General features: G+C 48.2%; 21 protein-coding genes. 16 read left to right on the forward strand and 5 right to left on the reverse strand.

Annotated elements, in window-relative coordinates:
- Positions 1-110 precede the first annotated feature (110 nt).
- Positions 111-1,460, forward strand: coding sequence for a hypothetical protein (locus tag MKX75_RS03175; RefSeq protein WP_339168400.1), 1,350 nt, complete (start codon positions 111-113; stop codon positions 1,458-1,460).
- Positions 1,461-1,509: 49 nt separating this feature from the next.
- Positions 1,510-2,940: a hypothetical protein gene (locus MKX75_RS03180; protein WP_339168401.1), complete on the forward strand. Its 1,431-nt coding sequence runs from the start codon at positions 1,510-1,512 to the stop codon at positions 2,938-2,940.
- A gap of 79 nt (positions 2,941-3,019) precedes the next feature.
- On the opposite strand, the gene MKX75_RS03185 is transcribed toward MKX75_RS03180, so the two are convergent.
- A complete protein-coding gene (locus MKX75_RS03185; protein ID WP_145153211.1) occupies positions 3,020-3,412 on the reverse strand; it encodes a type II toxin-antitoxin system death-on-curing family toxin in 393 nt (130 codons plus the stop codon).
- Position 3,413: 1 nt separating this feature from the next.
- Entirely contained in the window at positions 3,414-3,707 is a 294-nt protein-coding gene (locus tag MKX75_RS03190; protein WP_175623818.1) for an AbrB/MazE/SpoVT family DNA-binding domain-containing protein, read from the reverse strand.
- A 194-nt stretch (positions 3,708-3,901) separates the two neighbouring features.
- On the opposite strand from MKX75_RS03190, the gene MKX75_RS03195 reads away from it, so the two are divergent.
- The 3 genes from MKX75_RS03195 (at position 3,902) to MKX75_RS03205 (ending at position 6,561) form a co-directional block, all read left to right on the forward strand.
- A complete protein-coding gene (locus tag MKX75_RS03195) occupies positions 3,902-4,633 on the forward strand; it encodes an ABC transporter ATP-binding protein (RefSeq protein ID WP_339168403.1) in 732 nt (243 codons plus the stop codon).
- A 21-nt stretch (positions 4,634-4,654) separates the two neighbouring features.
- Positions 4,655-5,902: an ABC transporter permease gene (locus MKX75_RS03200; protein WP_339168404.1), complete on the forward strand. Its 1,248-nt coding sequence runs from the start codon at positions 4,655-4,657 to the stop codon at positions 5,900-5,902.
- 275 nt (positions 5,903-6,177) lie between these two features.
- On the forward strand, positions 6,178-6,561 hold the full coding sequence (locus tag MKX75_RS03205) for a hypothetical protein (protein WP_062837637.1): 384 nt from the start codon (positions 6,178-6,180) through the stop codon (positions 6,559-6,561).
- 146 nt (positions 6,562-6,707) lie between these two features.
- Here the strand turns inward: MKX75_RS03205 and MKX75_RS03210 are convergent, their stop codons facing one another.
- The gene (locus tag MKX75_RS03210) at positions 6,708-7,976 is read right to left on the reverse strand and encodes an NAD(P)/FAD-dependent oxidoreductase (protein ID WP_076333867.1); all 1,269 of its coding nucleotides are present in this window, start codon (positions 7,974-7,976) and stop codon (positions 6,708-6,710) included.
- A 195-nt stretch (positions 7,977-8,171) separates the two neighbouring features.
- Here MKX75_RS03210 and MKX75_RS03215 point away from each other — a divergent pair, with 195 nt between their 5' ends.
- From MKX75_RS03215 to nadE, 3 genes are all read left to right on the forward strand, one after another.
- Entirely contained in the window at positions 8,172-9,866 is a 1,695-nt protein-coding gene (locus tag MKX75_RS03215) for an ATP-binding protein (protein WP_339168405.1), read from the forward strand.
- Between the two features lie 221 nt (positions 9,867-10,087).
- Positions 10,088-10,522: a BrxA/BrxB family bacilliredoxin gene (locus MKX75_RS03220; RefSeq protein ID WP_062837635.1), complete on the forward strand. Its 435-nt coding sequence runs from the start codon at positions 10,088-10,090 to the stop codon at positions 10,520-10,522.
- Positions 10,523-10,660: 138 nt separating this feature from the next.
- Positions 10,661-11,470 (forward strand): ammonia-dependent NAD(+) synthetase, encoded by an 810-nt coding sequence (nadE, locus tag MKX75_RS03225; protein WP_145153218.1) that lies wholly within the window; start codon positions 10,661-10,663, stop codon positions 11,468-11,470.
- 161 nt (positions 11,471-11,631) lie between these two features.
- Here the strand turns inward: nadE and MKX75_RS03230 are convergent, their stop codons facing one another.
- Positions 11,632-12,447, reverse strand: a complete 816-nt coding sequence (locus MKX75_RS03230; protein ID WP_339168406.1) for an alpha/beta fold hydrolase — start codon at positions 12,445-12,447, stop codon at positions 11,632-11,634.
- A gap of 185 nt (positions 12,448-12,632) precedes the next feature.
- On the opposite strand from MKX75_RS03230, the gene acpS reads away from it, so the two are divergent.
- Both acpS and mutY read left to right on the forward strand, forming a co-directional pair.
- Entirely contained in the window at positions 12,633-13,031 is a 399-nt protein-coding gene (acpS, locus tag MKX75_RS03235) for a holo-ACP synthase (RefSeq protein ID WP_339168407.1), read from the forward strand.
- A 29-nt stretch (positions 13,032-13,060) separates the two neighbouring features.
- Positions 13,061-14,428, forward strand: coding sequence for an A/G-specific adenine glycosylase (mutY, locus tag MKX75_RS03240; RefSeq protein WP_339170317.1), 1,368 nt, complete (start codon positions 13,061-13,063; stop codon positions 14,426-14,428).
- A 316-nt stretch (positions 14,429-14,744) separates the two neighbouring features.
- Here mutY and MKX75_RS03245 read toward each other — a convergent pair whose 3' ends face one another.
- On the reverse strand, positions 14,745-15,356 hold the full coding sequence (locus tag MKX75_RS03245; RefSeq protein WP_036614138.1) for a superoxide dismutase: 612 nt from the start codon (positions 15,354-15,356) through the stop codon (positions 14,745-14,747).
- 419 nt (positions 15,357-15,775) lie between these two features.
- Here MKX75_RS03245 and MKX75_RS03250 point away from each other — a divergent pair, with 419 nt between their 5' ends.
- The 6 genes from MKX75_RS03250 to folE all read left to right on the forward strand — a co-directional run bounded on the left by MKX75_RS03250 (position 15,776) and on the right by folE (position 21,318).
- Positions 15,776-16,201, forward strand: a complete 426-nt coding sequence (locus MKX75_RS03250) for a GNAT family N-acetyltransferase (RefSeq protein ID WP_017690782.1) — start codon at positions 15,776-15,778, stop codon at positions 16,199-16,201.
- A gap of 325 nt (positions 16,202-16,526) precedes the next feature.
- On the forward strand, positions 16,527-17,132 hold the full coding sequence (lepB, locus tag MKX75_RS03255) for a signal peptidase I (RefSeq protein WP_339168408.1): 606 nt from the start codon (positions 16,527-16,529) through the stop codon (positions 17,130-17,132).
- A 170-nt stretch (positions 17,133-17,302) separates the two neighbouring features.
- Positions 17,303-19,186, forward strand: a complete 1,884-nt coding sequence (gene queG, locus MKX75_RS03260) for a tRNA epoxyqueuosine(34) reductase QueG (RefSeq protein ID WP_339168409.1) — start codon at positions 17,303-17,305, stop codon at positions 19,184-19,186.
- A 20-nt stretch (positions 19,187-19,206) separates the two neighbouring features.
- The gene (locus tag MKX75_RS03265; RefSeq protein WP_339168410.1) at positions 19,207-20,238 is read left to right on the forward strand and encodes an HD domain-containing phosphohydrolase; all 1,032 of its coding nucleotides are present in this window, start codon (positions 19,207-19,209) and stop codon (positions 20,236-20,238) included.
- A 165-nt stretch (positions 20,239-20,403) separates the two neighbouring features.
- On the forward strand, positions 20,404-20,667 hold the full coding sequence (locus tag MKX75_RS03270) for a YneF family protein (protein ID WP_062837628.1): 264 nt from the start codon (positions 20,404-20,406) through the stop codon (positions 20,665-20,667).
- A gap of 57 nt (positions 20,668-20,724) precedes the next feature.
- Positions 20,725-21,318: a GTP cyclohydrolase I FolE gene (gene folE, locus MKX75_RS03275; RefSeq protein ID WP_062837627.1), complete on the forward strand. Its 594-nt coding sequence runs from the start codon at positions 20,725-20,727 to the stop codon at positions 21,316-21,318.
- Positions 21,319-21,493: the final 175 nt, after the last annotated feature.

Consider the following 21,493-nt stretch of genomic DNA (forward strand, 5'->3'; position numbering starts at 1 on the left):
CTTCAAGTTTAATGAGGAACAGGCAGAAATCCCTGTATTCTAATTATTCATAGGGGAAAACTCATATGCCTTGTCCCACCAACGCATTAGCGGAAAGGGGGTGAAGCAACTTGAATGCAAAATTACCAAAATCCATCGTACGTCTTGGAAGCATACCGCTGGCAATACTTGCAGGGACTTTGATGCTGGGGTTTGGATCGTCACATGTGTATGCGGATGATGCTCAGGTATCTTCTGAAAAACCGTCCAGCGGATTGTCGCTAAATCTGTTTTCACGCGATTCGGATGGCGGGTTGAATCTGACTCCATCGGTATCGGTATCCACACCACTACTGGATGTTGAAGTTCCGTCGATCAAAGCGAATGAATCCACAGGTAAGCTGAGTGTATCCGAGCTGAAAGTAGATACACCGCTTGGATCGGCCGGAACATCAGAGATTGGGATTGATGCGAAGAAGGGAACCGTCGAACTGCCGTCTGTAAAGGCGGATACACCGGTGATCAAAGCCGATGTATCAAGCAGTCAGGTGAACCTGAACGAAGGTACAGCTTCCTTGCCCGGGCTTACCGCAGAGGTACCCGAGGTGATCAAGGCAGAGACGTCTGCTGTGAAAACAGACCTTCGGCAGGGTAAGGTTGAATTGCCTTCCGTGAAGGTGGATGTACCTGAAGTTACTTCGGTCAATATCTCTTCATCCCGTGTGGATCTGACTAAGGGAAATGTACAGTTGCCTTCTGTGAAAGCAGAAGTTCCAGTTGTAGACGTATCCGCTGAACTCAATCCTGATCAGGAAAAGGTGGAGATTCCAAGTGTGAAGCCGGAACGGCCTGTAGTCACTCCGGAACAGCCGGTGGTCGTCAAAACACCGAATGGTGAAACTTCCAATACAAGTTCACTCGCAGATCCTGTTTCATCTCAGAACAACGAGGAAGGGCTGGACGCAGTAAAGGTTACAGGGAAAGTGATTGAGGTCACCCCGGAACCAGTAATACGTCCAGAACGACCCGCTGCCCCGCAGGCATTGCCTGTGGAAGGAACCGATCTGACGCAGGATTCCGATGTCAATGCAGAATTGCCAGATAACGAGTTATTCCTCGTAGATCAGCCAACTGCTGAACCATCTGTCACTGAACAAGTGCAGAGTAACCAGGAAGCCATTCTGAAACAAGATGATACTGATGCAGCATCTCCATTGCAGCCTCGCACAGAACGACCCAATAGTTGGTCTGTTGCAGCAACTTCTCCCGGAGCAACTAATGCTTCCGCAGGGACAAGTTCCGTTTCGTCCAGTGTAACTGGAGGTGGAGCAACCGCTCCAGCCGCTGCACTTCCGGGAGCAACAACGGGTCTGGTTACGCCAGATTACGATTTTGCTTTCCGAATGGAACGGCTCGATGGGTTCAGTCAATGGTCACAGGCACCGCCGGGGCGGCCGCCGCAATATACCTCTTTCTCTTAGGCAACAATGGCGTTAATTCAACCAAAATTGAGAAGGAGTGTATATTATCATGAAAAAAGTGAATCGTTGGGTAAAATTGTCGGTATTGTCGGGTACGTTGGTGGCTGGATTGCTGGGAGCTTCGCAGGCAACTTACGCAGATAGCTATAGCAATAACAGCAGTGGCAATCTGGATCTGAATGCAGGTTTGCGTCTGGAGTTGGGATCTCTTCTGTCAGGACACCGTGACACAGGTTACGGGCACAATGGTAGCTACGGAGGTTCATCCAGTGCAAGTGGAGCATTGAATTTGGATCTTGGACTCAATGCCGGCTTATCCTCAGAGAGCACGAACCGATACAATGATCGTTCTTCCGATCACACTGCTGAGCGTAGCAGTTCTGGCAAGCTGGGCCTTGGCTTGAACGCCAATGTGTCGGGAGAAGGTACAACGATGAGCGATTATTCACGAGGCGGCGACCATCGGAACGTGAACAGCAGCTATGCGAGCGAAAGTCGTGGAGCGCTGGATCTGGGTCTGAACGCGAAAGCGGAGGGAGAGAGTGCAACGTGGACTCAATCCGAACGCAACAATAGCGTGAATGACCGTGAGCGTAACGACAGCAGTAGCTATGCGAGCGAAAGTCGCGGCGCACTGGATCTGGGTCTGAACGCGAAAGCCGAAGGAGAGAGTGCAACGATGACTCAATCCGAACGCAATAACAGCGTGAAAGACGGTGAGCGTAATGTAAACAGCAGCTACGCAACTGAAAGTCGTGGAGTGCTGGATCTGGGTCTGAACGCGAAAGCGGAGGGAGAGAGTGCAACGATGGCTCAATCCGAACGCAATAACAGCGTGAAAGACGGTGAGCGTAACGTAAACAGCAGCTACGCAACTGAAAGTCGTGGAGTGCTGGATCTGGGTCTGAACGCGAAAGCGGAGGGAGAGAGTGCAACGATGGCTCAATCCGAACGCAACAATAGCGTGAATGACCGTGAGCGTAACATAAACAGTAGCTATGCGAGTGAAAGCCGTGGAGCACTGGATCTGGGTTTGAACGTGGATGCGGAAGGAGAGAGTGCAACGATGGCTCAATCTGAACGCAGCAATAGCGTGAAAGACAGTGAGCGTAACGTGAACAGCAGCTACGCGAGCGAAAGCCGTGGAGCACTGGATCTGGGTCTGAACGTGGATGCGGAAGGAGAGAGTGCAACGATGGCTCAATTCGAACGCAACAATAGCGTGAATGACCGTGAGCGTAACGTAAACAGTAGCTATGCGAGTGAAAGCCGTGGAGCACTGGATCTGGGTTTGAACGTGGATGCGGAAGGAGAGAGTGCAACGATGGCTCAATCTGAACGCAGCAATAGCGTGAAAGACAGTGAGCGTAACGTAAACAGCAGCTACGCGAGCGAAAGCCGTGGAGCCTTGGATCTGGGTCTGAACCTGGATGCGGATGCAGAGAGTGAAACTACATCTGTGGTGGAGACAAATCGGTAATATGAGATTTTCATCGTAATATAAAGAAGCAGGGGCTCCGGAACCCCTGCTTCTTTTTTGCATTTATAAGACATATGAGCTAGCGTTCTACTGAATGTTCTTCTAATAAGCGTACTATCTTTTCAAATGTATACTCGCCTTCGGCAATCTTGACCATAAATTCAACGGCATATTTACGTTCCATCTGCAAATGGTACCCATTCACTCGCAGAAAGGACTTGGTTACAAGATAAGCTGTACGTTTATTTCCGTTATAGAAACAGTGGTTTTTAACCAATGACTCTAATAAGGCAGTAGCTTTATCAAATATGGAAGGATAGGCATCCTCTCCAAACAAACTTTGGAGAGGTCTATTTATCGCAGAATCCAACAAAGCAGAATCCTTGACCCCAGCTTGTGCTGTATCATTCATCTTCTTCATCATAAAATGGTGAGCGGCTACTACTTCTTCAATGGTAAGGAATATGGTCATCTTAACGATCCCTTAAATCATTGAGGATATCCTCATCTTCTTCGAAAACGTCGAAGAAAGCTTCCAGTACTTCGGGTCTTACATTTTCGGGTATTTTCATTTGTTTCACCTTTTTTAGTACAATTTCTCCCTGACTGTTTTCAATAAATTCAATCTCATCGCCCTGAGAAACATGGAGCTTATCAATCAAAACTTTGGGCAAGCTAACGCCCAAGCTGTTTCCCATTTTGCCTATTTTGCGAGAAAGGATTTTTCTTTTGGAATGCTCCTCTTTCATCTGAGCCCCACCATTCATGATATATTCCTCCTATAGTATGATCCAACTTATGAAAGTAATACGTTAGTATGTATTAATGTTAGTATGTAATAACATTATAACATGATTTGTAATTCAAAATGCTTAAAATGATCAAACAAACAGCCCGCAACTCGATTACAATAAAACTAAAGAATGAAATAAACGCCTGATTAGAACAGGGAGTGAATGATATGGGAACGGAATATAAAAGCACGGAAATACAGGAGTCCATATTAGACGTACATATTACCGAGGCAGGATACGAGCCGGGACAATCGACCATACGCAATATTCGAATGAATGTGGCGCGGGGAGAGCTGGTAGGTATTATCGGACCGAATGGTGCGGGCAAAAGTACCACGATCAAAACGCTGCTGGGTCTGCTGGAACATGCGAAATATGAAGTGACGATTGGAGGAGATGGTCGTTATGCCTATATCCCGGAGCAACCGGTTTTTTATGAATATATGACCCTGTGGGAACATCTTGATCTGGCTGCAGCGGCGTATGAAATGGAGGAAGAAGGTTTTGTTGCCAGAGCGGAGGAGCTGTTGGTTCGTTTCAGTATGGACCATGTTCGGAATGATCTTCCAGCCAGTTTTTCGAAGGGCATGCGGCAGAAAATGATGCTGATGATCGGATTTCTGTCTTCGCCGGATATCTATATTGTGGACGAGCCATTCATCGGACTGGACCCTCGTGCAACCAAGGATTTTCTAAAATTACTTGATGATGAACGTCGCCGCGGTGCGGGTGTGCTCATGTCTACGCATGTGCTGGATACCGCTGAACGAATCTGCGACCGGTTTATTCTGATTGCTTCGGGCAGATCTGCTGCCGAGGGAACATTGGATGAAATCCGTGAAGCGGCAGGATTGCCGGAAGCCTCTTTGTTTGACTGTTTTGATGTACTGACGTCTTAGATAGAGAGAGGGTGAGAGAGAATGGAAACTTCCCAGCGTTATACCCCACTTCGTTTATACAGGCGAAGACGCAAAGAGCACTTCAGGGAACAAATGAAAAATCTCAGACTCGTCGTGGATTGGACGGTGTGGGTATATCTGCTTGTTCCGGGTCTACTCTATCTGATTGGGTGGTACACGAGTCTGTGGACCAAATCGCTGCCTGCTTGGGCGACAGGATTACCACTACCCGTACTGACCGGGCTGATCGACGTCATTATGCTTACAGGGGGTGTGTTGATATTTGTGGAGGAAGCGGATGTATTGTTTCTGAAATCAAGGCCGTTGTGGATGCACACGTTAATGAGGCAGGGGATCTACCGCGCCTGTCTGCAACATCTGGGCAAAATGATCTTGGTTACAGCACTCACTGCACCTCTGTGGTCCCGTGTCTATGAGATGTCGAATCTTCAGATTGTTCTTATGGCTGTCTGGTTCGGTGCAGTAGCTTCATTCCAGGCCATAACACTACATATGACGAAGGTTCGACTTACAGGATGGCGACGCTGGATTCAGATGATCCCTCTCGTCATCGGCATAGGTTATATGACCATTCATGCGACATCATGGATGCATGGGCAGACGTGGAAAATCAGTTTCGGTATCGGGGTGATCATGCTTCTTCTGATTACAGTCGGACAGATGAGGCTCTTGATGAAGGGAACGTTTGAAGGGGATGTACGGGAGGATCTGCGGAGCAGGCTGCAGCTTACAGCTCTAATGTTAAGCCGGGCGGTGAGTAAACCGAAAGCCCCGCGAACAAGGTCCATCATCTTCCGCAAACCGCGTAAACTGTTACGCAATCGTTCCATCGCGAATCGCACAGCGGAGATTGCGTTCAAGGCATTTTTCCGAAACTCAGCTACGATGAAATTGTATTTGCAGCTTGGAGGGCTATCCATCGCAGCAGTCGCATTACCACCTTTTCCGGTCAACGTCATCGTGTGTGCGTTATTAATCATCATGTTGACGGTAATGTTTTATCGTTCCTGGGATGTTTTTGCCACGTCCGACTATGTTCAGCTCATAACGTATGACTCGGAGGCGCTGCATCGTGCAGGTTCGATGATGGTTCGGATGTTATTCGTCCCGATTGGCATTCTTATGGGATTCACGCTGGGATTGGCCTGGCTCGGGTGGATCGTCGGTATTCTGACAGCCGCAGGTGCGGTGGCCTTTGGACTCTGTGTGTTATCTATTGCCGGATGGGTTCGGCTGACCCGGGCCTAGGACGTGTCTCAAAAACTCGCTGAAGTTCATCTTCTACCGCCTTTTCGCCCCATGCTGTGTCACTTACCCTTGACGTGCCCCGGCACGCCTGCGGAAAACTTCCTTGCTTGGAACGAAAATTCGGCAAAATCTGCTTCCTTCGGAGTTTTCAGACACGCCCTGAAGGAATTCCTTTCTAAGTCAAAGCATATCGTGCGCTATATCTGCCCATGCTATAGAAGAAGAATCTCATCTATGGGTGATGAGAGATTAGCTGTAGCAAGGAGGAAGAGACGATGATGGATAATAGCGAACTACAGGTGCATTTCGCAGACGGTTCGGCGTTGAATGCCGCCAGGGCAACCTTGGAGGAATTGGGATATAAGCCGTATCAGTCCGGTCCGCTGGAATTGTACATCCCGACAGATCGCCAAGATCCTCAGTCTGCCGTAGAGATTGTACAATCTCATGGAGGAAGTGCCGTATTTGCCTCGCAAACGGAAGAGCTTGATCAGTTTCAGAATATATCGATTCCGGCTCATCTCGTGAATGAGGATTGGAACGATGGTTATACGAGCGGAAACCAGGGGAGCCAGGCTGAGCAAGGTGCACATAACTATAGCGAGGACCCGGCATACGATGATTCGGCTGATGGATTCTCGGGCAGTGTCAAAGCCTAGAAGGCAAAAATCACAAGCGAAGAGTGGTTCGATCCACCTTTCTAAAATGGAACAATGCTGAAAACCCCGATACTCCACGGATAGTGGACATCGGGGTTTTTGACATCTGAAGCAATTCAGCATGGGTATGAAGTGTGTAATACCTATTATGATGTGGCGTGTTTATATTCAGCCGCATGCATACCAGCCGTATATCCTGTGGAGAAAGCAGCGGTGATATTATACCCCCCAGTGTAGCCGTGAATATCCAAAACTTCACCGCAAAAGAATAGTCCAGGCAGCAGCTTGGATTCCATTGTTTTTGGGTATATCTCCTTTAAGTGGATTCCTCCCCCAGTAACGAAGGCTTCTTTGAGCGATCTTGTTCCGTCTGCACGGAAGGTAAAAGCCTTCATTAGCCCGCACAAATTGCTTAACATGCCTTTGGGAAAATGGTGGAACGTGAGGTCATCGCTGATCTCCGCACGTTTCATCATTAATGGAATCATGCGTTCCGGAACCCATGTTTTTAGTATGTTTTTGACAGCCTTGCGGGATTCTTGTTCCAATACCTGTTGGACCTGGGTTTCCAATGCACCTGCGGACAGTTCAGGGAACAGATCAATGCTCATGATAACCTGTGGGTTTCCAGACTTCATCTGAACCTTGCGGATAAATTGGCTGCAACGCAGTGCGACCGGTCCGGACACACCAAAATGCGTGAAAATCATATCCCCGCGATGGGAGATGACGGGTTTTCCTTTGGCGTCGATAACAGATAAAGCGACATCTCTCAAGGATAAACCTTGCAGTTCCTTGGACTGAATCCAACTCTCCCCAGACACAATAGGCACTTCAGTTGGATATAACTCTGTAATCGTATGACCGGCAGCTTCGGCCCAAGGATAACCATCTCCGGTTGATCCAGTTTGAGGCACGGATTTGCCGCCAGTAGCGATAATAACAGAGCGTCCAAGGATGGTTTTACCTGAGAGCAATTTAACACCCTGTACCTGCTGACCGTTCTGAATGAGTTCCTTAACCGGTTCTTTGGTGCGAATCTCAACGCCGAGGGAGACGATTTTGCCTACCAATGCATCCACGACTGTTTTCGCTTTATCGGTTACGGGGAACATTCTGCCGTTATCTTCTTCTTTCAGGGCAATTCCGAGATTCTCAAAAAAACGCATGATCCCCTGGTTGTCCAGATTCTGAAACGAACTATATAAAAAGCGGCCATTACCCGGAATATGCCGGATGAGTTCATCCGTTTCCTTGGCATTGGTTACATTGCACCGACCTCCGCCAGAGATGCCGAGTTTACGACCCAGTTGATCTCCTTTATCCAGCAGAAGCACAGAGGCTCCATGCTCGGCAGCTGCAACGCAAGCCATCAGGCCCGCAGATCCACCACCAATTACAATGACATCATACATACGTTATTACCCTCTTTTTTCATTGATTTTGTCTGTTTTACGTAAAACGTGTCTACTCCTGCCTTTTTCTGAAATATAATGGAGTTAGGAGAAGTTCTATTATGCAGTCTTAAGGGATATATTGTAATATACTGTCGCCTATGTTTTAATCAGAAATACATGAGGGAATGTGCAGGCAGAGGAGGAGATGGCATTGTGGTTGCGTTAAAGGACATTCTTTTACAAGTACTGCTGGCAGGGTCGGCGGTATTCCTGATTCCCTTATTCCATCTGGGGCTCCCCAGGCGGGCTATTGCCAAAATGGAACATGCCGGAACAGTACAACCCAGTTTAGCTGTGACAAGTGTCGCGAGCATGCTGCTGTGTTTGCTGTTTGCGCTTTTTGCGAGTCCAGTGGCCGTACCCATATCATTAAGCATCGTACCTGTGATACTTGTTATTTTGTATTGTAAGTCCGCTATAGGCTTAACGCTGTCCATTCTACATATTCTCTTCTATTTTCTTTTTGCGCATCCCTATGATCTGTACGGATTTCTCCTTCATACGGGCATTCTTCTCTATCCTATTGTATGGTTGTCTGCCAAACGATTCAAGCATAATACGTCTTCGCGCAAAATGGCGATCCTGATCTCCCTGATTGCAATGGAACTAATTGTAACGAGCCTGTTGTGGATCGCATCCCACCAGAATGACTCCACATACTCTGCAACCTACATGATACTTACAGCTCTTGGATATACTGCTGGTGGCATTGTTGCGGGCAGTCTGAGTCTGCTATGGCTGGAACGGATGAAACATTATCGTGGGCTGGAGCAGCATCTCTCCGAAGTTCACCACCGATACATAACCGAAACGGAGAAACTTCATCAGATTCTGAATGCAATTCCCCTCTCCATTGCCACTGTAGATAAAGAAGGCACGGTCATGTTCGTCAATGAGATGATGGAGCAAACAGCGAGAGAGCAGTTACCTTGTACCTCCACGCCTGATCTCATTGGACAGCCTGCCAGTCAATTTGTTGAACAAGGTCAGGCGGACAAGATGGATAAAAGCATTCGCAGAGCCGTCATTCATGGTGAGATTAGTGGATTGACCGTTCGTTACGGTGCTCACGTATTTCAGTCCCGAACCGTGCCAATCTATGCCTTTTCAACAGAGCCTGCCAGAGAAGTTACAGGGGCTATGCTAATTATTCAGGATATCACGGAGCTAGAGATGCTGCGAAGTGAGCTGGATAATGTGGACCGTCTCAGTCTGGTGGGCCAGATGGCTGCGAGCATTACGCATGAAGTACGCAATCCAATGGCTGTTGTGCGTGGCTTTCTTCAACTCATGCAGGAAAAAAGTCCGGAATCCCTGGATCACTATTACCGGATCGTCCTGGAAGAGCTGGACCGGGCGAATAGTATCATTAATGATTTCTTGTCTCTGGCTCAGAATCGCATTGCGGAGAAAGAAGAATCCCAGCTGCATGATATCATTCATGAACTCAGTCCATTGTTATGGGCGGATGCGAATCTGCGTGGTCAGAGCATTGAACTCCTGCTCGCACATGATGTGCCGAAGCTGAATCTCAATTCAAAGGAAATCAAACAGGTGGTATTGAACCTGGCCCGTAACGGGATGGAAGCCATGAATGAGAAAGGCGTGCTTACGCTGGAGACGCGGATGGTAGACGACAGGGTGGAGCTGTGTGTACGTGACACAGGACCGGGTATACCGAGGGTGAAAAAGGAGAAGCTGTTTGAACCTTTCTATACGACCAAAGCCAAGGGAACCGGACTCGGATTGTCCATGTGCCTAAGTATTGTGGAACGACATAATGGAACCATTACAGTGGAATCGGAGGAAGGTCAGGGGACCACCTTCAAAGTGGCATTTGAACAATAGGTATTCAGCATATTTTGCCAGACCATGAGACATAATATTATGGAAGAAGCCTTTCCGCAGGCGGTTTCTGAATCTTGCTTTCATTGCTTATGGATGTATAATAGGAATAGCACATCATTACATCCATAATTTTCGATATGAATGTAACGTTGTTTTGGATAGCTATTCGCCTCTAATTCTAACGAGATTATAGAACAACCATTTATAAGGAGTGAAACCGAATGTCAATGTCATTTGATCAATACATGAAAGATATGGTTCAACCTATGCGGGATGAGCTAACTCGTCTGGGCATTCAGGAGTTGCGTACTCCTGAAGAAGTGGAAGCAAGTCTGCCGGATGCAAAAGGAACAGCGCTGATCGTCATTAACTCAGTCTGCGGATGTGCCGCAGGTCAATGTCGCCCAGGTGTATCTCAAGCCCTTCAGAACGATATTACACCGGATCACCTGTACACTGTATTTGCTGGTCAGGATAAGGAAGCAACTGCAAAAGCACGTGAATTCTTTGCACCGTATCCTCCATCTTCACCGTCCATCGCCTTGATGAAAGACGGAGAACTCGTTCACTTTATTGAGCGTCATCAAGTGGAAGACCGTTCTGCAGAGGAAATTGCGGCTGATCTCACTAGTGCATTTGAACGTTACTGCCGTTAATTCGCTCCATAGAACGCCCCGCCCTTCGGATAACCGATGCCGGGGCGTTTCATTTTGGATAGATAAGGTTATTGAACCATTCGGACCTTTCAAGATGGACATCAAATTTCATTAATTTAGAAACGGGGTGTGTGAACGATGAGTTTGCAACAACAGATCATCGCTGAATTGAAGGTTAAACCAAGCATTAACGAAGAAGAGGAAGTTCGCAAGCGTGTTGATTTTCTGAAGACGTATGTTAAAAATGCGGGTGCCAAGGGTTTGCTGATTGCGATCAGCGGCGGTATTGATAGTGCAGTAGCTACGGCGCTTTGTAAACAAGCGACGGACGAGCTTACACAAGAAAACAATCAAGAGTACAAAACTCTCGGTGTATTCCAACCTTACGGTGAACAAGCCGATATCGACCACAGCTACGCTGTAGCGAAAGCATACGATTTGAAGCATGTCGTGGAAACCAATATCGAAGATGCCGTTAACGAGATTGCACTCGAAGTGGAGCAAGGCTTCAAATCCTTGGGCAGCCCACGCCATATGACTCACCAAGGCAAAGGTAACGTTAAGGCAAGAACTCGTATGGTTATGCAATATGCGCTTTCGTTTGAAGAAAACCTGCTCGTTGTAGGTACGGATCACGCGTCCGAAGCCATCACGGGTTTCTATACCAAATGGGGCGATGGCGCTGTGGATATCACGCCACTGAGCACCTTGAATAAACGTCAGGTACGCCAGCTGGCAGCATATCTGAACGTGCCACAAGCTATTTTGGACAAGGCACCATCTGCGGGATTATGGGAAGGTCAGACGGACGAAGATGAGCTGGGGATTTCGTATGAAGCGAACAGCGACTATCTCGAAGGCAAGCAGATTGATCCGGCTGCACAAGAGCGCCTCGAAGCGTTCTATACGCGCACACATCACAAACGTAATGCCATTCCTGGTATCTAATACGGGTGGATGCGCACGCACGTTATAAGCTGTTAACACCAATATTGAAATACCGTCCCTCTTAGGGAATACAAAAAGAGTCACTGCTCACGCAGTGACTTTTTTTGTTATGTGGAACGAGAAACCGCAAAAATCCGGGTGACTACTATATTAAAGAGGAGTTAGCTATTCCATTCTTTGATCTGTTGCAGGGTTTGGGTGATGGCTTGCTCCAGTTGCGGAGTGGTTTCCTTAAAAGGATGTACCGTATTAAAGGTGTGGTTCCCTTCAGGTATCTGGTGCCATGGAATATCAGGGCGGGCTTGAACTAATGCGGCAGAACCGTCCCGCAGACGCTGGGGATCTTCTGTTCCCTGAATGAGTGCGACGTGCAACGTTGAAGAAGCCAAACGGTCAATGATCGCGTAACGTTCGTGATGCTTGTCCAGGTCCTCCAGAATAGAGACGTCCAGTGGCATCTGCTGGCCTGTACGTCCGTTAACGACATGGCTGCGGCCATGCGTACGCATTTCTTCTTTTTGCTCCGCTGAGAAGAGATCCAGATTGGTTACCCCATTCCAGGAGATGACACCTGCCACCTGCTCGGGATGATCCAATGCATAAACGAGACTTACGCCCGCACCACGGCTATGTCCAACCAGGTATACAGGAAGTCCAGCGAGTTCAGGTTGTATAGCTACATACTCAAGCACTAGGGCCAGATCAGCAAGCTCCCGGCTGTACGTATTCACTGCGAACTTTTCAAGTTCAGAGAATTGCTCCAGATATTCGCCAATACCGTTGTGAGAGAAATTGAAGGTCAGCACATGATGTGTCTTGCTTAGTTGTGAAGCTGCATAGGGGAACATGCCCCAGTCTTTGAAGCCTTTGTATCCGTGAGCCAGAATGATGACCCCTTGAGCGGGTTGTTGTGCAGGGAAAAAGTCCCCGCGAATGATAGCATCTACGTCAGTGGGCAATTCAAAAGTTATAGGCATTATTCAGACCTCCTAAGAGTTTCAGATGATTCCTGATTCATATTTTAGCATAAATGGGAATGCGGATAGGTACTCGCTTCTGGTCGCCCCTCCTGCTACAATAGAATACGTGTTCGGAGAGTTACGGATCATGTGATTGAATGGAGATCTTTTACAGTATAAAAGATTAAGCGGGTGAAGCGTTGATGATATATGGCATTGGCAATGATGTGCTGGAGATTGGACGTATGCGCAAGCTGCTGTCTGGTCGCCATGCGGAAGCTTTTATAAAACGAATTTTAACGCCAGCAGAGCGGGAGATCGCGGCAGAGCGGGGAAAGCGGATGACGGAGTTTGTATCCGGTCGATTTGCAGCGAAAGAAGCGGTGTCCAAGGCATTTGGCTGCGGGATTGGTGGCATCATGGGCTTCACTGACATTGAAGTGCTACCTGATGGGACAGGGCGTCCCGTGGCCTCGCTGTCCAGTCAAGCCTGGGAACGTCTGCAGCTGCCATATGATAAGCAATATGACATTCATTTGAGTATTACGCATCAGACGGAATTGGCAGCGGCCTTTGCGATCGTAGAACAGATGGAAAAGTAGTTAGCTTGGCAATAGGAGAGGACGGAACTATGGGTTTACAGGAACAGAAACAACATTTCAGCGTGAATTTGCTGGACTGGTATATGGTCAACCGACGGGATTTGCCGTGGCGTCGCCACAACAATCCGTATTTCACATGGGTATCGGAGATTATGCTTCAGCAGACTCGGGTCGATACGGTAATTCCGTATTTCAATCGTTTTATCGGAAATTTCCCGACCGTGCAGGCGTTGGCGGAAGCACCCGAAGAGGATGTGTTGAAAAATTGGGAGGGACTCGGGTATTACTCCCGTGCACGTAATCTTCAGGCAGCCGCGAGACAAGTCATGGAGCTGCACGGAGGAGAGATGCCTCAGGAGAAACAGGCTGTCTTTGCATTAAAAGGGGTGGGCCCGTATACGGCCGGGGCCATTCTCAGCATTGCCTTCAACCAGCCGCAGCCTGCGGTAGATGGCAATGTCATGCGGGTACTGTCCCGATACTTCCTCATCGATGAGGACATTATGAAGGGCAGCACCCGGGTGTTGATGGAAGAGCTCGCAGGAGAGCTCATTCCGGAAGGGCGGGCGCGTGATTTCAATCAGGCGCTGATGGAGCTTGGTGCGCTGGTGTGTACACCCAAAGCGCCGCACTGCCTGACTTGCCCGGTCATGGAGCAATGTTCCGGCCGTATCGCCGGAAGAGAGCTTACGCTGCCGGTTAAGACCAAGGCGAAGCCGCCGCGCCCTGAGCAGCGGCTGGTCGCGATTGTGGAGGGCCGCGGTGCTCATCGCGGCCAAGTGCTTGTGCGCCAGCGCCCAGACACGGGCCTATTGGCCCGCATGTGGGAGCTGCCACATGTGCTCGCGGCGCCCGCCGCAGCGAGCAAGAAGGCAGCGCCGCTGGCGGATGAGCCGGCCATGGCATTGCTGGCCGGCAGTCTATGGGCGGAAGGCTTCGCTGCCCGCCCGGAAGGGCTGGCTACCCATGCGGAGCATGTGTTCAGCCACATTGTCTGGAGCCTGCAGGTGTACAAGTGTACCGAGCAGGACCAGAGCAGTGAGCTTCCGCTGATCGCAGCGGAAGCCAGAGCCGCCTACGATGCACAGGCGGCAACAAGGGAGGGCACAGCCTCATCATCAGCTGTGTCACCTGAATCAGACACAACGCATTCATCGGAGCCGGGCACGCCTAATGCGCAGAACATCTCAACATCGCTTAACGATGGAGAGATGTTGATGTCATCATCTGACGTTAGTGATCCTGCGCTGAGCACGCTGACACTGACAGGTAAAGGTGATGGCTTGACCTACCGCTGGATCGGTCCGGAAGATATGGACAAGATGGCATTCCCCAACATATTTCTGAAGCTGATCAGCAGTTATTTTGCTGGTGCGTATGATCAAGTGAATAATTAAATGGGGGAGCTAACGAACTCCAGAGGTTTTATCATGTGGATATACCACAATTATAAATTCTAACGAACCTGAGTGACGTTATCATAGCCAAATCAATCCAAAAGTACGCATCAAAGCCCGTATTTGGAGAAATAGCTACTCTGAGATTCGTTAGGTTCGCGATACGATGAAATATGGAGCAATAGCGTGTCCTGGGTTCGTTAAAAACAAAACACCCATTAACTATAACTATAGCGATAGCAAAAAGAGAGCCTGATCACGGTCACAACGACCGAATCAGGCTCTCTTTTATGTTAACTGTTGCATACTAACAGTCTTATTTTGCAGAAGCGTAACGTTTGTTCACTTCATCCCAGTTGATTACATTCCAGAAAGCGGCGATGTAGTCAGGACGTTTGTTTTGGTAGTTCAGGTAGTAAGCGTGCTCCCATACATCCAGACCCAGAACCGGAGTCAGACCTTCGAAGAGAGGGCTGTCTTGGTTAGGTGTGCTAGTGATGGACAACTTGCCATCTTTGCCAACTACGAGCCAAGCCCAGCCGGAGCCGAAACGAGTTGTAGCTGCTTTAGCGAAATCTTCTTTGAATTTATCAAAACCACCCAGTTCGCTATCGATAGCTGCTGCGATATCACCTGTAGGAGCGCCGCCGCCGTTAGGTCCAATGATTTCCCAGAACAAGCTGTGGTTAGCATGTCCACCACCATTGTTGCGAACCGCTGTGCGGATGCCTTCAGGTACGCTGTCAAGGTTAGCAATCAGATCTTCCAAGCTTTTTTCTTGCAGTTCAGGAGCGCTTTCCAGAGCTGCGTTCAAGTTAGTTACATAAGTATTGTGATGGCGATCGTGGTGGATTTCCATCGTTTTTGCATCGATATGTGGTTCCAGTGCGTCGTTAGCGTAAGGAAGTGCTGGTAATTGAAAAGTCATAATGAAATACCTCCTGAGATTTTAGTTTTTTTGAGAACAGGTACATATGTAATAATACCCTTGCCACTAATATTAAACCGCATTCGAGCTAATTAAGCAACATTTTTGTTTATTAAGTCCCCCGAAGCGTTGATCTAATGATGGGCCAGAGATAACAAACATATTTTACCCATTATGCAACTATTTATGTGTTTTCAGGCGTTTAAATGGATGAAAAGTTTAATATTCGTATGTAAACGGTTACAATTAAGCGCTTTCAAAAGAAAATGCGTGTTTTATGGAGAAAAGTATGGTTTAATTGACGAAGAAGCGGTATTTTCTCGTTTTTTGTCATTATATGAACATTGGGTTTTTGGTAAAAAGGGATTCCCTTTTTGTAAAAAACCTCATCTAAGCTAACGAAAAGGGAGATTTAAGACATGCACGTTCGTTCCTTTCAGTTGAGTGATGCAAGCCAGATGACGGAGCTTCTCCAGGTTGCACTATCGGAAGAGTGTTATGAGAACACGATGGGCCCGTTTGCCCGTCAATTGTCATGGGATTCTGACCTGATCATGGTTGCGGAAGAAGAGGGAGACCTCGTAGGCGCTTTGATCGGTACGATTGATCACAACCAGGGTTGTATCTACCGTATTGCGGTACATCCAGACTATCGTCGCCGTGGAGTCGGCAAAACACTTGTCGAGGCTATGGAACAGCGGTTCCAGCAGCGTAAAGTCAGCCAGGTATGGGTGGCGGGTGATGAGCACAACAAAGTAGCCATGCCTCTATATGAAGCAATGGGTTACGGTGCCAATCAGATTATGAGCGCTTTCCAGACTCTTAGTATTTTGTCCAAAGCTTAGTTTGCATGTTTAAAAAGAAATAAAAAAAGATTTTCATTTCATATTAGGCATATCTCTTTAACGTGTAAGAACGTGAGGGATGTGCCTTTCTATTTATATGAGTGTTCTTCACGTCATATTCCTCTGGTTCCCTCATTTTATGAACATGCTTCGGAGTCTCCGAATTCTATTTAAATTAACGCGACTATCCCGGCTGTATTCACGATAACGAAGGTATTGGTGCTCATAACCAATTGTTTCACTCTCCCAAATGAAGTAGACTGAAAGGGAGTATGGTCACCATGTTACAAGTTTAATTCAACTATTTAATAAATGAGGTGTCCCTTTGAATTCCAATAATTATTCAATGGAACATGTGACTTCCGAGCAACGTAATGAACCGTCAAAGCCTGAACAACCGGGGAAATCCTGGGTGGTCGAGCTGTGGGACTGGGTCAAAACGATTGTTGTTGCTTTTGTAATCATGATGCTGCTGAACCTGTTTGTGTTTAATCTGTCAATGGTCAAGGGACAGTCCATGCAGCCGACACTGGTTGAGCGAGATCGCCTTTTCGTCAACAAAATCGTATACCATCTGGGTACTCCTTCCCGATCAGATGTGATTGTACTTCGTGATCCAAGTGAAGGTGTAGAGAAGAAGGATTTTCTGGTGAAACGGATCGTTGGACTTCCGGGAGATACAATTGAGGTCAGGGATCACCATCTATATGTGAACGGCGAGCAACAAGCGGAAACGTACACTGATATTGAAGTGCAGGACCCTGATTTTGGCCCAATCACATTGGAGCCGGATCATTTCTTCGTGATGGGGGATAATCGTCATGAAGGCAAAAGTAAGGATAGCCGAGTATTTGGCAGTATTACATCTGATGAAATTGTAGGCAAGGCTGAATTTATTTTCTGGCCATTCTCTGAATTGAAGAAATTGTAAAATGATTACAGCACAACAACTTCAGAGCGCATATTGCGTTAAAACATATAGACTCGTTCCGTTTGAATTCAATTATGCAAGGCATATATAGAAATTAACGCCTGTCCTCTTACGTGAGGCGGGCGTTCACTATTTACGGAATAAGTGTCGGAAGAAGAGAGGAAAGAGAAATGACGAGCGTACAGACCGGGGCAGCACATGCAGCCTCCGTATGGGAAAAGTTAAAGCAGGAGATCAAGGCAGCTGGCCCCGGACTGGGCATTGATGATATCGGATTTGCTTCGGCAGAGCCCTTCGTAACGCTAAAATCCATACTGGAACAGCATCGGGCTAAAGGGTACGAGTCCGGATTCGAAGAGCCTGATCTTGAGAAAAGGGTTCGTCCAGAGTTGAAGGATGGTGAGCCTGCTTCACTCATAGCGATAGCTGTGGCCTATCCATCCAAGATGGTGAATCCGCCGAAGTCGGAGCCGGGAGCCTACCGGGGGATTTTTGCCCGCTCCGCGTGGGGGCAGGATTATCATCAGGTTCTGCGTACAGCGATGGACAAATTGGTTAATTTCATAAAGGAACGCGTACCTGAAGCGATGATCGAAAGCATGGTAGACACAGGTGCGTTGGTGGATCGTGCGGTATCCCAGCGTGCGGGGATTGGTTTTAGCGCCAAAAACTGTGCGATTATCTCACCCAAATTCGGATCATGGATTTTCCTCGGAGAACTGGTGACGAATATTCCGTTTCAGCCGGACACCCCTGTGACCGAGGACTGCGGTGAATGTACGAAATGTATCGATGCCTGTCCAACAGGAGCATTAGTGGGGCCTGGACAGTTGAATTCACAGCGGTGTATTTCGTTTGTAACCCAGACCAAAGGGTTCGTGGATGAAGAATTTATGCTGAAAATTGGCAACCGTCTATACGGTTGTGATACGTGTCAGATTGTTTGTCCGAAGAATCGGGGCAAGAACTGGGATCACCATCCCGAGTTTCATCCTGATCCGGAGATTGTGAAGCCGCTGCTGCTACCACTTCTGGACATCGGTAACCGGGAATTCAAGGAACGTTTCGGTCAAAGTTCCGCCGCCTGGCGGGGCAAGAAGCCGATTCAACGCAACGCCGTTATTGCCCTGGGCAATTTCAAAGACAAAAGTGCTGTACCTAAACTTACAGAAGTACTAAAACGTGATCCGCGCCCCGAGTTGCGGGGAACCGCAGCCTGGGCGTTAAGCAGAATTGGAGGAGAAGACGCCATGAGAGCAATTGGGGAAGCTGCCGCTAACGAACAAGATGGGAACGTACTAAGCATGCTGCAGAAGGCTGAGGAGCGACTGAGTTCGTCCGAGACCTTACCCAAACAGCCACAGGCTGGGCAAGTGAATGAGAAGCAGCCAGAGGAACAGAAGAACAATGAGCATAATTCTTTACAGGCGTTACAGCAGGATTTGAAAATGGAAGCAGCGAACGAACCGGGGAATGAGCAGTCTGGACAATCTGTCAAACCGGAAGCCGCAGCGTGGAAACCTTCAGCAGTTACGGGGCTTCATGGCAAGCCTGTGTACTACGATGAGGTACTGACACCGATTGGTACACTCACGTTATGCGCTACCGATGAAGGACTGTGTCACATTGATTTTGGCGCCTTTCACGTACGCGAAGCCCACCTGCAACAATGGGCCCGTACCTGGATCGGCGAGTATCGATATGAGAAGAATGAAGAGAAGCTCAGCGAAGCTGCAAAGCAGTTACAGCAGTATTTTGCAGGGGAGAGAAAAACGTTCGACTTGCAGCTTGATCGGCTTGGAACACCATTCCAGCTACAAGTATGGCAAGTTCTGTCCGATATATCTTATGGAGAGGCCTCATCACACCAACAGGTTGCGGAAATCATCGGCAGACCCAAGGCTGTTCGTGCAGTTCTGGACGCCATTAGCAAGAATCCGATTCCGATTATTATTCCCTGTCACCGCATCAGCGGTAAAGACGGCACCCTGGTGGGTTATGTAGGCGGTCTGCAAACCAAGGAGCAATTGCTCGCATTGGAGCAGCGATCGTAACGTAAGAGCGGGGGACGTTCATGAAATATGTAAACGTGGAGAGCGTGGAAGCGGGGGAGCTTCTGGGCAAGACGGTATATTCCAGTAACGGTACGGTACTGCTGTCTGCCGGAGTCCAGCTCACCGTATACATGGTCAATACGTTGAAGCGTATTGGCGTGACCATGTTATACATCCAGGATGAAGCGTATAAAGATGTGGAACCAGAAGACATTCTGGATGAAACCACGAAACGGGCAATAATTAACGAAATGAGTGTGACACTCGAAGCGGTTCGTTCCGGGAAGGATTGGAGTCCCAGAAAGGTCGCCCTCAGTATAGATAAGTTGCTGAACGATGTACTGAACGGGCGTGAACTGCTAGTGCAGCTCACTGATATTCGCACCAAAGACAATGCGCAGTATGTTCATGCGATGAATGTGTGTTTGTTGTCTTCGGTCATCGGAATGAATATGGGACTCAACTATAATCAACTGAAGGATCTTGCTGTGGGAGCACTGTTACATGATATTGGCAAAGTGGGGGAACCTCCCGGCAGTAGTTCTGCCGCTAATTCTTCGCTGCATCACACGTGGCGTGGATTCGAAGTGATTAAGAACAAGCGGGAGTTCAGTCTGTTGGTCGCTCATACAGCGCTGCAACATCATGAGCATGTAGACGGTACAGGCATGCCCAGGGGCATCAAGGGAAATGATATCCATCTGTTTGCGAGAATCGTTAGTGCAGCTAACATCTATGATAATCTCATTAATGGGTTATCGAGAGATAGCCTGTTGCCACATGAAGCTTGTGAAGAGATGATGGCGCTGTCTGGTACCAAGCTGGATCGGGACATTCTGATTGAGTTCAACAAGAGTGTATCTGTGTATCCCAATGGCACAGCTGTACGACTGTCTACCAAAGAGACTGGAGTCATTGTGCGTCAGCATCGGGGATTGCCAGGCAGACCTGTAATCAGGGTGGCGCGCGGAAGTACGCGTTATTCTCTGGATGTGGTTGAAATTGATCTGGCTCTGCATACAACCGTTTTCATTGAAGCCGTCATGAGTTAGCCTACAGGCGGTTAAACTGGAAAATCCGTTTGCTCAAGGCGTGCGGAAATGCTATGATACTTTCAGGAAATCCGGTCTGTGTCAGGTTTGCAACGTGTGCGTTGAACATCATGGAGTGACACGGATTATCAGGCTTTTTAGAATGCATACAGAGGTGTCTAAGAGATGGATATTGTAATACCGATTATTACATTGGTTGTTGGTCTGGTCGGGGGATTTTTCATCGGGGTGTTCTACTTGCGTAAACAACTTGAGAAAATGCAAAGCAATCCGGACATGCTTCAGAAAATGGCGAAGCAAATGGGCTACAACCTGAATGGCAAGCAAATGCAGCGTGCCCAGCAGATGATGAAGAACCAGCAGCCAGGAGCGAAAATGCCTCAGCCGCAACAACATCCTGCGCGTAAAAGTTCGGGCCGCCGAAAATAATAGCAGTGAAGTGAATAACTGCTTACCTTATTGTGGTTCGAAAGGAGGCGTTCGGCAGTGGCTGGCGTTAAAGATTATATGAATTCAAAAGTATCCGACAATCGGGAGAAGATCGAGTATCATGTAGAGCAGATCCTGAAGTTGATCGGAGAAGATAGTACACGTGAAGGGCTGCTTGAAACGCCTGCACGTGTGACCCGAATGTATGAAGAGATTTTTGGCGGATATGAAGTAGACCCGCGCGATGTGCTCGGTGTCACGTTTGACGAGAATCATGAAGAACTGGTTATCGTTAAGGATATTGTCTACTACAGTCAATGTGAGCACCATATGGCGCCGTTCTTCGGCAAGGTGCACATTGGCTACGTACCAAGCGGCAAGATCGTCGGTCTGAGCAAAATGGCTCGTCTGGTCGAAGCGGTAACACGTCGCCTGCAGGTTCAGGAACGTATTACTTCACAGATCGCTGACATTCTGACAGAGGCCGTTGAGCCTCACGGGGTTATGGTCGTCGTGGAAGGCGAGCACTTGTGCATGTGTTCCCGCGGCGTGAAGAAACCGGGAAGCAAGACGGTAACGTCTGCTGTACGTGGTTCTTTCCGTGAGAATCCGGCACAACGTGCCGAGTTCTTGTCTTTGGTGAAAGATTAAAATCAGGTATGTCTACTCGTTGGACAAGCCAGATGAGCAGGTTCCTTTGGTTTGGGAAGCAGCAGTTACTGAGCCATTGGATGTGATATAAATAAGCCGTGTTCCCTGGGGAACCGGCTTATTTATATATGGCGTTGTCATTCCTATATATACTGAATACATACGAATTCGTTAA

Origin of the sequence: Paenibacillus sp. FSL R5-0341 (assembly GCF_037975235.1) — a bacterium.
Classification (GTDB): domain Bacteria; phylum Bacillota; class Bacilli; order Paenibacillales; family Paenibacillaceae; genus Paenibacillus; species Paenibacillus amylolyticus_A.